The following is a 14,871-nucleotide window of genomic DNA, read 5'->3' as shown; positions in this document are numbered from 1 at the left end:
GGTTTCCTCGCTGCGGGATCTTTTTTCCAAGTGGCTCCGCCACGAGGAAAAAAGCCGTCCTCGCGAGGAAACCGCTGAGAACCCGCCGGTGGTCGTTCTGCTCAAGCCGGTCACTGCTCAGCGGCTTCGCCGCTGACAGGAAAAGGACCAACGACGTCGCTCACCTGGAGTGGCAAGATCAAAGGCAGCCGTCAGCGGCTTTCTCACTGAGGGCCCAGGCTGGTTACTCAGCGGCTCCGCCGCTGATGGGGCAGGGCAGCTGACGAAGGCCCTTCCTGGCTCATCGGGCGCGCAGCGGACCGTTCGTCCTTCGTGGACGGGCGGTCCGCTGCGTTCGTTCAGCTGAGGTCGGTGAGCAGTTCTTCGACGTGGGCGGTCATGCGGCGGGTATCGGCCGGGGCGATCGTGCTCCAGGAATCGCCGGAGGGGGAGTCGCGGCGCAGCTGCGCGTAGCGGCCGTGCGGGGTGTCGAAGAAGCCGACGACCCGCTGCGCCCGCACCCGGCGGCCCAGCCGGTCGCGCGCCGCAGCGCCGAACTGACCGCGCGCTCCCGCTTCGCGGACCATCGACGTCAGCATCTCCGCGTCGTCGCCGCGCACGCCGCGGCGCACCAGTTCGCCTTCCAACGCCTCGGTGTTCCCGCCGGTCCCGGCCGCGGCCTCGTCGAGGTCCGCGCTGCGCACCGTCACCGACCGTCCCGGTCCGGCCGCCAGGACCGGCAGCACCGAGGTCGCCTCCCGCGCCAGTCCCGATGCCGACACCGGCCGCAAGGTCAGCGCGTCCTCGTCCTTGACGACCAGCACCGCGTCCGCGCCGCTGCCGTCCGGCACGCCGGACGCCGCGAGCACCCGGACGCTGCGGTCGAACCAGGTCCGCCCGTCCAGTTCGGAGCGGGGATGGGCGAGCAGCCGCAGCATCCGCTCCAGCGCCGGATCGAGGTCGCGGCGATCGCCGAGCCGCCGCGAACCCAGCGCCCGCCACACCGATTCCGCCAGCTCCGCCCGTTCCGACCAGGTGCGTCCCGGCGACGGAACCCGCAGCACCAGCGGCATCGTGTCCAGTCCCAAGTGCTCGACGAGCACGTCGAACTCCAACGCGGACAACCGGACCGGGCCCGCCCCCGCGAGGGCGGCGCCGTCGATCATCGGTCGAGGTCCCCGCCGATGACCGGGCGGGACAGGGTTTGCGGTTCGTCGAAGAATCCGGTGCCGTCGCCGACCCGCTCGGTCACCGCGCGGTCCACCGAGTCGTCGTCGCGGCGCCGCGTCCGGCCACCGCCCGAACCGGTCGGGTGGGTCCGGCCGCGTTCGGCGCCGCGCCCGCCGCCGCGCCCGGATTGCCTGCGCGAGCCCTGGACGCCGGCGGTGGAACCCGGTGCGGCGCGCGGAGCGGGCACCGGCGTGCCGCCCCAGCTGATCGTGATGCCCGGCTGCTGCCACGCCTTCGGGGCGCCGGGGGAGGAAGCCGGACCGTCGACGACGACCTGCGGCGGCGGCGTGAAGGAGGCCAGCGAGGTCGTGTTCGCCTGGGTGGAGGCCTCGTAGGTCCGCATCACCTCGAACGCGCGCTGCTCGGCGGCGTTCTGCTTCGCCTCCTGGACCTCGTAGTCGGTCTGCCCGCCGAACAGGTGCACCAGACCGGTGATCGCGCTACCGGGGTCCTCGGTGGTCGTCGGCTGCGGCTGCGGCATGTCCGCGCGCGCCTTGCCGACGAACGTGGCCTGCTGCTCGGTGCGGTCCCGCATCAGCTCGGCGGCCTGCTGGGCCTGCAACGCCCAGTCGCCCAGCGGCCGGATCCCGCCGCGCGCGTTCTCGGCGGCGTCGCCCTGCCAGCCCGACATGGCGGAGTTCAGCGCCGCGGCGAGATCGCCGTCGATGTTGCCGAGGGTCCGGGTCAGCTCGCTCCAGCGGCGCACCGAATCCGTCGAACCGTCCGCACCCGGTCCCTGGTGGATCTGCTCGTAGAGCTCTTCGTGGCGGTAGCCCTGCCAGCGATGATCGCTCATCGGGTTCCGCCTCCCATCGCACCGGTCACGGTCAGCACCCTCCGCCGAGGCGCACCGCGTTGACGTCGTCGGTGTCCTGGTAGTGCTGGTTGGCCAGTTGCAGCGATTCCGCGGCCGACTGCAGCTGGTCGCGGTAGCCGCACAGCGCGGTCAGCGCGTCCTGGTCGCCGCCGACGGAGCGCTGGTTGAACTGCTCGGCCGCGGTGCTGCTGATCGGATCCCCGGCCCACGGCCGGATGCGCAGCTCGGTGATGGCGTGCTCGATCTCGACGCCCACCTGGTCCAGCGAGGACTGTAAGGCGCTCACGAGGCCCGGAATGGCGGTGGGCTCGACCCGCATCGATCCACCGGCGCCGGGTGGTCCCGATGGCGCGGTGTAATCCGGCGAGCCGTCCCCCGACGGCGAATACAGCGGCACGGGGTTTCCCTCCCACGGGTAAAACGTCCGCGCTCACTCTAATCACTATTCGTCACGGTGGGGAGTGCTCCAAACGCGGTGAGTATCAACGCCGATCGGCTGATCGGCGGCACGACGTTGGCGCTCGTGCGCGCGTTCAGTCCGTCGGTCGGGGGGTGACCAGTGGCTCCGAGGACTCGGAGGTCGTGGACTCCGCGGCGTCCTCGGAGGACGCCGACGTGTCCGAGGTCTCCGGCGCCGGGTCGGCCAGCGAGGTCACGGCGTCCTCGGCGACGCGCTGCGCCCCGGCGCACAGGGCGTCCAGCGGCGGGGCGGGTTGTCCGCCGTCGTCGCGGTAGAGCACGTCGAGGTGTTCGCCTTCGGCGACGTCCACGGCCACGTTGCAGGACAGGTCCAGGTCGGGCGTCTTGATCACGAGCGCCGGGAAGCCGTGGATCACGACGGGCGTGGCCTGCACCTGGGCGGTGTCGTCGGTCCACACGCTCATCGACTCGGTGGTGATCAGCGACAGCCGCGCCCCGACCTTCGCCGTGGTGTTGCGGAAGCTGCAGGTGGGAGCGTCGCCGAAACCGCCCTCGGTGTCGGCCAGCGGGTCCCGGTTGAACCCGAGCTGCCCGCGCTGGTCCTCGGTGAGCAGTTCGCACGGGTCCACATCGGTCATGGTCAGCTCGAACGGCCGGGGCGGCGGAGGCGGCGGCGTGCTCGAAGTGGGGATGGGCGGCGGAGGCGGGGCAGGGGCCGGTGTCTCCGCGGCGGGCTCGGACCGGAGGATTCCGCATCCGGAGAGGGCGAGCAGTCCTGCCGCGCACACTCCGCCCAGCCGCCCGGCCGACGTCCGGCCGCTCCGCGCTGTGGCGGTCCGCGAGCTTTGCATGAGCTTCACCGTAACGAAGGCGGCGTCGGTCTCGGGTGAACTCCGTCGCGCGCCGCGAGTCGTCATCGCCTGCGCAGCGCCCATGCGATGACGAACACCCCGAGGAACGCCAGCAGCCAGAGATCGCGGGTCACCGCGACGAGGACGAGCAGCAGCGCCGCGCCGCCCAGTCCGAGCAGGATCTCCGTGCGGGGACGTGGCCGCGCGGGAGCCTTGTCCGGGGACCAGGTTCCGGCGGGCGCCGCGCCGGCGGCGGGGAGGTCGGTGAACAGCGCTCGGAGATCGGCCTTGCTGCGGGCGGCGGCGGCTCGGGCGCAGCGCTCGTCGTATTCGACGAGGTCCAGCCTGCCGGAGCTGAGGTGGTCGCCGAGCAGCGTGATCGCTGTTTCCCGTTCGGCATCGCCGATCCGCAGGTTCTTGTCCCTCTCACGCACCTCGCCATCCTAGGCGCCGTCCCGCGGTGGATCCGCCGGTGCGGGAGCAGTTCTCCGGCGGCCGGACGCAGGACGGCGGTGCCCTCCGGCCGGGCGACCGGAGGGCACCTCGCCTCAGGCGGTGGCGGCGCGGTCCGACGCCAGCAGCGGAGGTGCGCTCGGCGCGTTGAGGACCTCGTCGTCGAGCAGGCCCTCGCCGCGGGCGACGACGGTGGGGACCACGATCTGGCCCGCCACGTTCGTCGCGGTCCGCGCCATGTCCATGATCGGGTCCACGGCGTAGGCCACGGCGATGCCGGTGGCCACGACCTCCGGCGGGAAGCCGAGCGCGCTCACGGTGAGGGTGAGCATGGTGAACCAGCCCGTGACCCCGGCGGTGGCGATGGAACCGAACACGGCGACCGCCACGATCGTCAGGTACTGCACCGGCCCCAGCTGGATGCCGAACAGGTTCGCGATGAAGATCGCGCCCACCGCCGGGTAGATCGCCGCGCACCCGTCCATCTTGGTCGTCGTCGCCAGCGGCACCGCGAAGTTCGCGTACGAGCTGCTGACCCCGAGGTTCTCCGCGGTCTGCCTGCTCAGCGGCAGGCTCGCGCTCGACGAGCGGGACACGAAGGCGAACTGCAGCACCGTCCACGCCTTCGCGAAGAACGTCGCCGGGCTCACCTTCGCCACGAACCGCAGCAGTACCGGGTAGACGACGAACAGCACCAGCGCGCAGCCCAGGTAGGTGGCGCCGATGAGCTTGAGCAGCGGCGCGAAGAACTCGTTGCCGTAGGTGGCCACGGCGTTGCCGATCAGGCCGAGGGTGCCCAGCGGGGCGAGCCGGATGATCCAGCCCAGCACGCGCTGGATGACCTCGAACGCCGAGCGGTTGAAGTCCACGAACGGCTTCGCCGTGTCGCCGAGGCTGTAGGCGGCGGCACCGATGATCAGCGCGACGAACACCACCTGCAGCGTCTCGCCCTCGGAGAAGGCGCTCACCAGGTTGTTCGGGATCAGTCCGTTGATCAGGTCGAGCCAGGAGCCCTGGGTCTTCTCGCCGATCGACTTCAGCCGCTCCGGGTCGGGTTCGAGCACCAGGCCCTGACCGGGCTGGATGATCCGCCCGACGGCGAGGCCGATGACCACGGCGATCAGCGAGGTGATCGCGAACCAGAGCGCGGTCTTGCCGCCGAGCCGGGCCGCGGTCCGCCCGCCGCCGACGGCGCGCAGGCTCGTGATGCCCACGACGATCGCCGTGAAGATCAGCGGCAGCACGGTGAAGGTGAGCAGGTTGGTGAACGTGGAGCCGATCGTGTCCAGCGTGGTGATCAGCCACTCGGCTCCGGTCGACTTCGCGATCCAGCCGAGCAGCGCACCGAGCACGAGGGAGGCGACGACGGCCACGGCGAAGTACTTCGGGTTGAACCGGAGTCGTCGCCGTTCCGGCGCAGGGGTGGTGGACACAGGGATCTCCTGAGGTTCGCGAGGCGACGCGTGGTGGCGCCGGGGGAGGGTGCGCTGGAGGCGGTGCCGCGGCGGAGCGCGCTGGGGCTTCAGGCTGCGGCGACCGCGACGCGCGGCCGGTGGATCACCGGCCGGGGAGGTCCGGTCAGGGACAGACGCTGCTGGCCTGCCGTCGCAGATCGACGTGCAGGCGTGAAGTCAGATAACGCCGCTGAGCTCCCATCGCGAACAGTTGTAACCCGGTGCTCGGTCCAGACCATCCCGAATTAACCGAATTGTGTTCACGTTCACCAGCGGTTCCGTGCGGGGTGGACGCCCCGGCTCCGGCTCCCGGGCTCGTCGAGCGCGCCCCGCCCGAGCATTCGATCTTGGGCGGCTCGTCCGACACGCCCGCGGTCACGTTGTGGACCATTCCCGCGATTTCGCGAGAAATTGCACCACCTGAACGGGGTGAAACCCGCCTTCCGCGGCCCCGGCACCCGCGGTGAGCGGCTACGACGGTTGTCCACAGGGGTGTCCGACGCGCCGGGCGCGTTCAATTTCGCGAGAAATCGCGGGCGGTCAGTGCTGTTGGGGTGTCCAGAGGTCGGTGACGCTGATGCCGACTTGGGAGAGCAGGCCGCGGGTGAGGGGCAGGCTGATGCCGATCACGCTCGACGGGTCGCCGTCCACGCCCTCCACGAACCAGCCGCCGAGGCCGTCGAGGGTGAACCCGCCCGCGACGCGCAGCGGTTCCCCGGTGCCGACGTAGGCCTCCAGTTCGGCCTCGCTCGGCTCCGCGAAGCGGACCACGGTGACCTTGTGGTCGTGCGCGCGCGCCACCACTTCGCCGTCGCGCAACCGCACCACGGCGTGCCCGGTGAGCAGTTCCCCGGTGCCGCCGGCCATCGCCCGCCAGCGCTTCGCCGCGATCTCCGGCTCGCCCGGTTTGCCGACGACCTCGCCGTGGATGGACAGCATCGAGTCGCAACCGACGACGACGGCGTCCCCGTCCACGTCGGGCAGCACCGCTTCGGCCTTGGCCAGCGCCAGCGCGGTGACCAGCTCGCCCGGCGCGGGGTCGGTCAGCGCAGCGGCGACGGCGTCCTCGTCCACCCCGGACACGCGCACCACGGGGTCGATGCCGGCGGCGCGCAGCACGGCGAGGCGGGCGGGGGACGCGGAAGCGAGCACAAAACGCACGGGCCGACTGTAGTCGGCGCCGACCGCTGCGATCCCGGGTGCCGCGCTCGCCTCCCCGTGCCGTCGCCGACCGCCGAGCACAAGCCTGTGCGGTGCGGTTTCGTGCGTTCCCAGTGAACGGCATAGCTCTAATGGCGGTGCCTGGTTCAGGCGGAAGATTCCTAATGTCCTTCTTGCGGACACCGGCGGCGCTCACCGGTCCGCGAACGACCAGCTCGGTTCCACGTGGATCAACTTCCTTCCGGAACCCGGCCCGCCCCAACGGCCGGTCAGCACTTCCCCCCACATCGCGGACGTCCGTCCGCGTTCCCGCGCGCTCGAACGCCGATCACGTCCGAGCACGCGGGCCGGCTCCACCCGTCATCGCGGATATCGAGGGAGACCAACGATGAGTCGCAAGCGAACCCTTCGGCTGACAGGTGCGGCGCTGCTCGCCGCGGGCACCGTGACCGCGTGGGCGATGCCCGCCGTCGCCGCGCCCCCACCGCAATCCCCCGAACTGATCACGGCCATGCAGCGCGACTTCGGCCTGACCGCGCAGCAGGCGCAGACCCGGCTGGCCCAGGAGGACGCGGCGCGGGACATCGACCAGCAGGTCCGCGGCTCGCTGGGCGCGGCGTTCGGCGGCGCGCACTTCGACGCCGAACTCGGCAAGCTCGTCGTCGGCGTCACCGACGCCGCGAAGCTCGCCGAAGTGCGCTCCACCGGAGCGCAAGCCCGGGTCGTGGCGCACAGCAGCGGCGAACTCGACGCCGTCAAAGCGGAGCTCGACAGCGCGGAGAGCACCGCGCCCGCGTCGGTCACCGGCTGGTACGTCGACGAGATCGCCAACACCGTCGTCGTCAACGTCCGCGAAGGCGCCAGGGACGCGGCCACCGAGACCTACCTCGCCGACGTCGCCGCCGACGCCCCGATCCGGGTCGACGAGGTCGCCGAAGCGCCGCGCACCCTCTACGACCTGGTCGGCGGCCAGGCGTTCTACATGGGCGGCGGTCGCTGCTCGGTCGGGTTCCCCGTCCGGACCTCCAGCGGCGGCTTCGGCATGGTCACCGCCGGGCACTGCGGCACCCCGGGGACCTCGGCCTCCGGGTACAACCAGGCCGCGCTCGGCTCCTTCCAGGGCTCCTCGTTCCCCGGCAACGACTACGCGTGGGTGTCGGCGAACAGCAGCTGGACGGCCCGGCCGTGGGTCGACATGTACAACGGCAGCGCGCGGGTCGTCACCGGGCACGGCACGGCGCCCGCGGGCTCGTCGATCTGCCGCTCCGGGTCGACCACCGGGTGGCACTGCGGTTCCGTGCAGGCGCTGAACCAGACGGTGCGCTACGCGGAAGGCGCGGTCAGCGGGCTCACCCAGACCAACGTGTGCGCCGAACCGGGTGACTCCGGCGGCTCGTTCATCAGCGGGAACCAGGCCCAGGGCATGACCTCGGGCGGCTCCGGGAACTGCTCGTCGGGCGGCACCACGTACTTCCAGCCGGTCGGCGAAGCGCTCAGCGCCTACGGCTTGTCCCTGGTCACGGGCTGATCCTGCGGTAGCGGGCCTGCCCGGCGGGGTGCCGGGCAGGCCTCGCGCCGCTCAGCCGGTGAAGGAGCCGCCGTTGAGGTGGATCTCGGGGCGGGCCGGTGCGCGTTCCGGCCGGACCGCGGCGGTGCCGGTCGCGGGGGCGTCGAGCCCGGCCTTCACCGCGGCACCGGATCCGCCGACGATCGGCAGCGACACCGCGGTGCCCGCCAGGTCGAGGTCGACCCGGCCGGGTTCGTCCGGAGCGGTGATGAACGCGCCGTCGGTACCGGCGATGATCAGCCCGAGCCGGTGCCCGGCGGGGATCACGTGATCGGCGGTGGACAGGCGGAACGTCATCTCGTGCGGGTCGCCGGGCGTCAGCGGGGACTCCTGCTCCAGCGACTCGTGGTTGGCCAGGTCGGCCCAGCCGCGCGAGACGATCCGGTAGTCCACGTCGGCCGTGGTGGCCTCGGTGTCGCGGTAGCAGGCGTCGTCGCCGTCGCGGCTCTCGCCCCAGCACGACTCGGTCTCCAGCGTGCGGATGCCCTCGCCGTCGCCCAGGTGGTCGCGGGTGGTGGCGGGGCCGTAGTCGACGAGCACCGCCGACAGGTGCGCGCTGGAGGTGGACGGGCTCGCGGTCACCGAGATCGACCCGGTGCCCGCCAGCCGCAGGTCCTCCTGCAGCGGGGCGCTGGTGAACAGCGAGCGCGCCGGGGACGCCTGGTCGGGCTGCTGCGCCCAGGCGTACTCGTCCTGCCGCGGGTCGTCGGTGAACGAGGCGCGCGCGTCGGCGGGAGCGGGGGCGCTGGTGAGCCCGCCGAGCCCGTCGGTCTCGCCGGGAACGGGGTGCAGCGCGGTCGGAGCCGCGGTCTCGCCGGACCAGGAGGGCTCGTCGGACCACTCGTCCGGGGCTCGTTCGACGCTGGCGGCGGGCTCGGCGTCGATGCCGTTGTCCATGCCGAGCAGCGCGTGGTCGAACCAGCGGTGCAGCGTGTCCACCCACTCGGCGCGGCGGAAGTCGAAGGGGTCGACGTGGCCGGTCTGGCTCAGCCACACCTTGCGCGGCACGTCGTGGGCGGCCAGCGCGTCCCACCACTGCCCGAACTGGATGGTCTTGACGTTGAGGTCGTTGAGGCCGTGCACCGCGAACACGCTCGCGGTCACGTTCGCCGCGTCGGGCACGTGGTCGCGCTCGGTCCACAGCGGGGTGACGTCGCCGTTGGCCGGGGCGCCTTCGTCGAGCCGTTGCTTGACGGCGGCGCACTCCGGCCTGCCACCGTCCTCGACGGTCTCGGCCAGCCCGCTCGGGTCGGCGCCGAAGGAGACGCCGTCGGAGCGGTAGTAGTCGTACCAGGAGCTGATCGCCCCGATCGGCACGATGGTGCGCAGGCCTTCCACGCCGGTCGCGGCGACGCCGTTGGCGATCGTGCCGTCGTAGGACTTGCCGATCATGCCGACGTCGCCGGTCGACCAGCCGGCGCCGACCTCGGCTCCGCCGGTGGCGGCGTCGTAGCCCTTCGCGCGGCCGTTCAACCAGTCGATCACGGCTTTCGCCGAGGTCACGTCGGAGGCGCCGCCGACGTCGGCGCAGCCCTGCGCGCGGTTCGTGCCCGCCAGGTCCACGAGCACCGTCGAGTAGCCGCGCGGCACGAAGTAGTTGTCGTAGAACAGCGGGAAGCCGACCGGGCGGCCCTCGTCGTCGTAGGTCTTGAGCTCGTTCTCGTTGCCGCGTCCGCAGCACGAGTAGTAGGGGCTCGCGTCCATGATCACCGGAGTGGGCGCGTCGGTCCGCGGCCGGGCGATGTCGGCGGCGACCCGGTCGGTCGTCCCGTCGCCGTCGCCGTCCAGCCCGGTGTCGACCCACACCGTTTCGCGCACGGGTTCGTCGGCGAAGACGGGCTGGCTGCGCGGTTCGGGTGCCGGTCGCGCGGCGTCGGCCGGTGCTCCTGGCGCGGCGAGGGCGGGTGTCGCGGTCAGCGCCAGCAGCGCGCCGCAGAGCAGGAGCGCCGGTGCTCGGCGCGGGGAAGCGAATGTCGGCACGGCCACCTCCGATGATCTTCACGGCAGCTTAGGTGCCGAGATCATGTCCAGACCACTGCCGAAAGTGTGGCCGCGGGAGTGAACGGACCGTTCGTCCCATGGGATTGGGCAAACGGGCCGTTGACTCAGTTCGGGTTGGGAGTGAACGGACCGTTGGTCCCATCCCGTTGGGCGAACGGTCCGTTCACTTTGGCCCGAAATCGGTCCAGAGCGGGCTCCGTTTGGAGGTAGGAGGCGTGAGAGCGCTCCCATAGGTTGGCCGGAGCGCGGGCTTCATCGCCGAACGCGCGCTCGGAACGCTCTCAAGGAGGAGAACGGATGCGGGGCAACCGCTTGCGGAGATCGTCGCTGGCCACCGCCGGACTGGCGACGATCGCACTGCTCACCACCGGCCTGGCGCCGGCGATGGCCGACCCGATCGACTACCGCGACCCCACCGCGCCCATCCCGGAACGGGTCGACGACCTGATGTCGCGGATGTCCCTGGACGACAAGCTCGGCCAGATGGTGCAGGTCGAACGGGTCGCGGCACCTCCGGAGGAGGCCGCGAAGCACCGGGTGGGCTCGGTGCTCAGCGGCGGCGGGTCCGCTCCGGAACCGAACACGCCGGAGGCGTGGGCGGACATGTACGACGCCTACCAGCGCGCCGCCCTGGACACGCCGCTCGGCATCCCGCTGATCTACGGCGTGGACGCGGTGCACGGGCACAACAACGTGCAGGGCGCCACGATCTACCCGCACAACATCGGCCTCGGCGCCGCGGGAGACCCCGACCTGGTGCAGCGCATCAGCGCCGCCACCGCCGAAGAGGTCGCCGCCACCGGCATCGACTGGGACTTCGCCCCGTGCCTGTGCGTGGCGCGCGACGACCGCTGGGGACGCACCTACGAATCCTTCGGCGAGACGCCGGAGCAGGTCACGGCCATGGCGAGCGCGGTCACCGGCCTGCAGGGCGAGCAGCTGGGCGGTTCGCCCACGTCGGTGCTGGCCACCGCCAAGCACTACATCGGCGACGGCGGCACCACCGGCGGCGACGACCAGGGCAACGCGGAGCTCAGCGAGCAGGAGCTGCGCGACGTCCACCTGCCGCCGTTCCAGGCCGCGATCGACCGCGGTGTCGGCTCGGTGATGGTGTCCTACAGCAGCTGGAACGACGTGAAGCTGCACGCCAACCGCTACCTGGTCACCGACGTGCTCAAGGACGAGCTCGGCTTCGACGGCCTGGTCGTGTCCGACTACGACGCGATCGACAAGATCGACGGCCAGGAGGAGGAGTTCACCCGCGACGAGGTGCGGGACTCCGTCAACGCCGGGCTCGACATGATCATGATGTCGGAGAACCACGAGCTGTTCCTGGAGTACCTGCGCGCGGAGGTCGACTCCGGCCAGGTCCCGATGGAGCGCATCGACGACGCGAACCGCCGGGTGCTCACCAAGAAGTTCGAGCTGGGCCTGTTCGAGAACCCCTTCGCGCAGCGCGACCTGCTGCCGTCGGTCGGTTCGGCCGAGCACCGCGAGCTGGCCCGCGAGGCGGTCCGCGAATCGCAGGTGCTGCTCAAGAACGACGGCGTGCTCCCGCTGTCCAAGGACGGCGGGAAGCTGTTCGTGGCGGGCAAGAACGCCGACGACATCGGCAACCAGACCGGTGGCTGGACCATCACCTGGCAGGGCTCCAGCGGGGACATCACCGAGGGCACCACGATCCTCGACGGCATCCGGCAGGCCGCTCCGGACACCGAGGTGACCTACTCGCGCGACGGCGAAGGCATCGACGACAGCTACGGCGCCGCGGTCGTGGTCGTCGGCGAGACCCCCTACGCCGAGTACGAAGGCGACCGGCCCGAGGACCTCAAGCTCGACGACGAGGACCTCGCCACCATCGCGAAGCTGCGCGAATCCGGGGTGCCGGTGGTCGTGGTGACCGTGTCCGGGCGTCCGCTGGACATCGGCGGTGAGGTCGAGGGCTGGAACGCGCTGCTCGCGTCGTGGCTGCCCGGCACCGAAGGCCAGGGCGTGGCCGACGTGCTGTTCGGGGACCACGCCCCGAGCGGGAAGCTGCCGATGACCTGGATGGGCTCGTTCGACCAGCAGCCCATCAACGCGGGCGACGGCCAGCAGCCGCTGTTCCCGCTCGGCTTCGGCCTGACCTACTGATCGACGCCCGCACCCGCTGGTCAGGAGCGGGGGCGAGGTGGGCACGGCCGCGGCGCGCACTCGGCGCCGCGGCCGTGCCGCGTTCGGGGGGCGGTGGCCCAGGTCGGTGGCGGGCCGGGCGGTGAGCGCTCGTAACCTGGGGGAATGGTTGCTCTGCTCGACGTGACGGACCTGCGCAGGCGGTTGGTGGACGAGGGTCCGTACTCGGCGCTCGACGTGGTCACCGTGACCGGGTCGACGAACACGGACCTGGTCGCCGCCGTCGGCGAGGGCGCGGCCGACCGCACGGTGCTGTTCGCCGAGGAGCAGCAGGCCGGTCGCGGCCGGTTGCAGCGCTCGTGGATCTCGCCGCGCGGCTACGGCCTGCACGTCAGCGTGGTGCTGCGCCCGGAGGCGGTGCCGCAGAGCGCGCTCGCGTGGCTGCCGCTGATCGCCGGTGTCGCGCTCGCCGAGACGGTGCGGGACATGTTCGGGGTGTCCGCGACGTTGAAGTGGCCCAACGACCTGCTGCTCGGCGACGGGGACGGCTGGCGCAAAGCCGCAGGCATCCTCGCCGAAGCGGTCAGCACCGCCGAAGGCCTCGGAATCGTGCTCGGCATGGGCGTCAACGTCCACCACGGCGCCGACGACCTGCCGAAGGGAGCGGGCGGGCTGCCCGCGACCTCGCTCGCCGAGCAAGGGGTCGCCGTGGACCGCCAGGAGTTCGCGGTCCGCCTGCTCACCGCGCTCGCCGCCGCCGACGACCTGTGGCGCGCGGCGGACGGGGACGTGGTGGCGAGCGGCCTGCTGGACCGCTACCAGCGGTTGTGCGGCACGCTCGGGCAGCGGATCCGGGTGGAGCTCGGCGGGAACGACCTGCTCGGCACGGCCACCGACATCGACGTGGGCGGACGCCTGGTGGTGCGCGGAGTCGACGGCGCCAGCACCCCCGTCTCGGCGGGCGACGTCGTCCACCTCCGCCCGAGCTGACGCCCGGCACGTCCTCGACCCGTTCGTCCTGCTCAGCGGCAGGGTCGCCGAGCAGCGACCGCGCACCCGGACCGCCGCCCGGGTTCCGCCGCTCGACCCGCTGCGCAGCGCGTCCCGCGACGCATCCCGGGCGGGTAGCGTGATCGACGGTGGTGATTGAGGGAGGGATCTCCGGTGGCATATCCGGACGGCTTGCTGAGTGAAGACGAGTACGTGGTGGTGCACACGCACCCGCACTGGAAGATGCTCGTCGTCCCGGTGGTGCTGTTCTTGATCGTGGTCGGCGGGGGTTCCTACCTCGCGGCGCTGGCCGCCGAGCTGCCCTGGAACGTGCCGCTGTGGATCGCCCTCGGCGCGGTCGGCGGGGTGCTGATCATCTGGTGGACGCTGGCGCCGCTGGTCCGCTGGCGCACGACCCACTTCGTGGTCACCTCGCGGCGGTTGATGGTGCGCGAAGGCGTGTTCACCCGCACCGGTGTGGACATCCCGATGTGGCGCATCAACAGCGTCCGGTTCAGCCACGGCATCGTGGACCGCCTCTTCGGCTGCGGCACGCTGATCGTCGAGTCGGCGTCCGACGAGCCGCTGGAGTTCGACGACATCCCCAAGGTGGAGCGGGTGCACACGCTGCTCTACCGCGAGGTCAACGACGAGTCCGAGCAGGACGACCAGGAGAGGTGGGAACGCCGATGAGCACCCTGGACCTGGGCTTGCCCGCACGGGTGCCGTCGCCGGAGCCGGCCGGGCTGCCGGACGCGGTGACGATCTGGGAGGTCGGGCCGCGCGACGGGCTGCAGAACGAGCAGGGCGTCGTCCCGGTCGAGGTGAAGCTCGAATTCCTGCACCGGCTCGGCGCCGCGGGGCTGAGCATCGTGGAGACCACCAGCTTCGTGCGCCCGGAGTGGGTGCCGCAGCTCGCCGACGCCGCCGAAGTGCTCGCCGGGCTGGAGCAGCGGGACGGGGTGCGGTACCCGGTCCTGGTGCCCAACGCCCGCGGCCTCGACCGGGCGCTGGAGGCGGGAGTGCGCGACATCGCGATCTTCGCCGCCGCCACCGAGTCCTTCACCCGGCGCAACCTGAACCGGGGCTTGGACGAGCAGTTCGCGATGTTCGAGCCGGTGGTGCACCGCGCGGTCGGCGAGGGGATCGCGGTGCGCGGGTACCTGTCGATGGTGTTCGGCGACCCGTGGGAAGGGCCGGTGCCGGTCGAGCAGGTCGTGTCGGCCGGTCGGCGGCTGCTGGAGATGGGCTGCGCGCAGCTCTCGCTCGGCGACACCATCGGCGTCGCCACCCCGGGCCAGGTGGAGTCGGTGCTGCGGGCGTTCACCGCGGCGGGCGTGCCGGTCTCGCAGCTGGCGGTGCACTTCCACGACACCTACGGCCAAGCGCTGGCGAACACCTACGCCGCACTCAGCCAAGGAGTGACCACCGTGGACTCCTCGGCGGGCGGCCTCGGCGGCTGCCCCTACGCGAAGTCCGCCACCGGCAACCTGGCCACCGAAGACCTGATCTGGATGCTCGACGGCCTGGGCATCCACCACGGCGTAGACCTCCGGGCCTTGGCGGCCACCAGCACCTGGCTGGCCGAACACCTCGGGCGCCCCAGCCCCTCCCGAGTGGTCAAAGCCCTCACCTGAAGAACCCCGCCCCGCGCTTTGCGGCCCTAGTCGGGTTCGGCTTGACGTGGGGGTTTTGGAGCCTTCCCCGGCTGGGCGTGTGGTTGCGGTGGTGCGTGGAATGTCGGGTTTACTGATTGCTTCCACGGCTGGTGTTGCTGGGGTGTCCGGGTAGCGGAACCTCAGTCGGTCTCTCGCTGCGGGATCTTTTTCCCGAGTG

At 71.7% G+C, this 14,871-nt stretch carries 14 protein-coding genes; 5 read left to right on the top strand and 9 right to left on the bottom strand.

The window, feature by feature from the left end; all coding sequences use genetic code 11:
- Positions 1–338: 338 nt before the first annotated feature.
- The 8 genes from ACWD38_RS28375 to ACWD38_RS28340 all read right to left on the bottom strand — a co-directional run bounded on the left by ACWD38_RS28375 (position 339) and on the right by ACWD38_RS28340 (position 6,365).
- On the bottom strand, positions 339–1,145 hold the full coding sequence (locus ACWD38_RS28375) for an ESX secretion-associated protein EspG (RefSeq protein ID WP_184482441.1): 807 nt from the start codon (positions 1,143–1,145) through the stop codon (positions 339–341).
- Positions 1,142–2,005 (bottom strand): PPE domain-containing protein, encoded by an 864-nt coding sequence (locus tag ACWD38_RS28370; RefSeq protein WP_184482439.1) that lies wholly within the window; start codon positions 2,003–2,005, stop codon positions 1,142–1,144. The genes ACWD38_RS28375 and ACWD38_RS28370 overlap by 4 nt, the downstream gene beginning before the upstream one ends.
- A gap of 31 nt (positions 2,006–2,036) precedes the next feature.
- A complete protein-coding gene (locus tag ACWD38_RS28365; protein WP_246457091.1) occupies positions 2,037–2,312 on the bottom strand; it encodes a hypothetical protein in 276 nt (91 codons plus the stop codon).
- A 247-nt stretch (positions 2,313–2,559) separates the two neighbouring features.
- Entirely contained in the window at positions 2,560–3,297 is a 738-nt protein-coding gene (locus tag ACWD38_RS28360; protein ID WP_184482433.1) for a DUF3558 domain-containing protein, read from the bottom strand.
- A gap of 62 nt (positions 3,298–3,359) precedes the next feature.
- Entirely contained in the window at positions 3,360–3,731 is a 372-nt protein-coding gene (locus ACWD38_RS28355; RefSeq protein WP_184482430.1) for a DUF1707 domain-containing protein, read from the bottom strand.
- A 114-nt stretch (positions 3,732–3,845) separates the two neighbouring features.
- A complete protein-coding gene (locus ACWD38_RS28350) occupies positions 3,846–5,183 on the bottom strand; it encodes a dicarboxylate/amino acid:cation symporter (RefSeq protein ID WP_450125278.1) in 1,338 nt (445 codons plus the stop codon).
- 145 nt (positions 5,184–5,328) lie between these two features.
- Entirely contained in the window at positions 5,329–5,406 is a 78-nt protein-coding gene (locus ACWD38_RS28345) for a putative leader peptide (protein ID WP_425503615.1), read from the bottom strand.
- Between the two features lie 338 nt (positions 5,407–5,744).
- Positions 5,745–6,365: a Maf family protein gene (locus ACWD38_RS28340; protein ID WP_450125277.1), complete on the bottom strand. Its 621-nt coding sequence runs from the start codon at positions 6,363–6,365 to the stop codon at positions 5,745–5,747.
- 388 nt (positions 6,366–6,753) lie between these two features.
- On the opposite strand from ACWD38_RS28340, the gene ACWD38_RS28335 reads away from it, so the two are divergent.
- Positions 6,754–7,893 (top strand): S1 family peptidase, encoded by a 1,140-nt coding sequence (locus ACWD38_RS28335; protein WP_184482420.1) that lies wholly within the window; start codon positions 6,754–6,756, stop codon positions 7,891–7,893.
- Between the two features lie 51 nt (positions 7,894–7,944).
- Here the strand turns inward: ACWD38_RS28335 and ACWD38_RS28330 are convergent, their stop codons facing one another.
- Complete coding sequence (locus ACWD38_RS28330) at positions 7,945–9,873, bottom strand: Xaa-Pro dipeptidyl-peptidase (protein WP_246458441.1); 1,929 nt, start codon at positions 9,871–9,873, stop codon at positions 7,945–7,947.
- Between the two features lie 357 nt (positions 9,874–10,230).
- On the opposite strand from ACWD38_RS28330, the gene ACWD38_RS28325 reads away from it, so the two are divergent.
- From ACWD38_RS28325 to ACWD38_RS28310, 4 genes are all read left to right on the top strand, one after another.
- Positions 10,231–12,066: a glycoside hydrolase family 3 protein gene (locus tag ACWD38_RS28325; RefSeq protein WP_184482417.1), complete on the top strand. Its 1,836-nt coding sequence runs from the start codon at positions 10,231–10,233 to the stop codon at positions 12,064–12,066.
- Between the two features lie 144 nt (positions 12,067–12,210).
- A complete protein-coding gene (locus tag ACWD38_RS28320; RefSeq protein ID WP_184482414.1) occupies positions 12,211–13,035 on the top strand; it encodes a biotin--[acetyl-CoA-carboxylase] ligase in 825 nt (274 codons plus the stop codon).
- Between the two features lie 174 nt (positions 13,036–13,209).
- Positions 13,210–13,728 carry a PH domain-containing protein gene (locus ACWD38_RS28315; RefSeq protein ID WP_184482411.1) on the top strand — a complete coding sequence of 173 codons (519 nt, stop codon included), beginning with the start codon at positions 13,210–13,212 and terminating at the stop codon, positions 13,726–13,728.
- Positions 13,725–14,672: a hydroxymethylglutaryl-CoA lyase gene (locus tag ACWD38_RS28310; protein WP_450125276.1), complete on the top strand. Its 948-nt coding sequence runs from the start codon at positions 13,725–13,727 to the stop codon at positions 14,670–14,672. Before ACWD38_RS28315 ends, ACWD38_RS28310 begins: the two co-directional genes overlap by 4 nt.
- Positions 14,673–14,871 lie beyond the last annotated feature (199 nt).

The sequence above is a fragment of the Saccharopolyspora sp. NPDC002578 genome, from assembly GCF_053592695.1.
The sequence above is the reverse complement of the archived record's forward strand: the minus strand, read 5'-3'. Positions and strand labels throughout refer to the sequence as shown.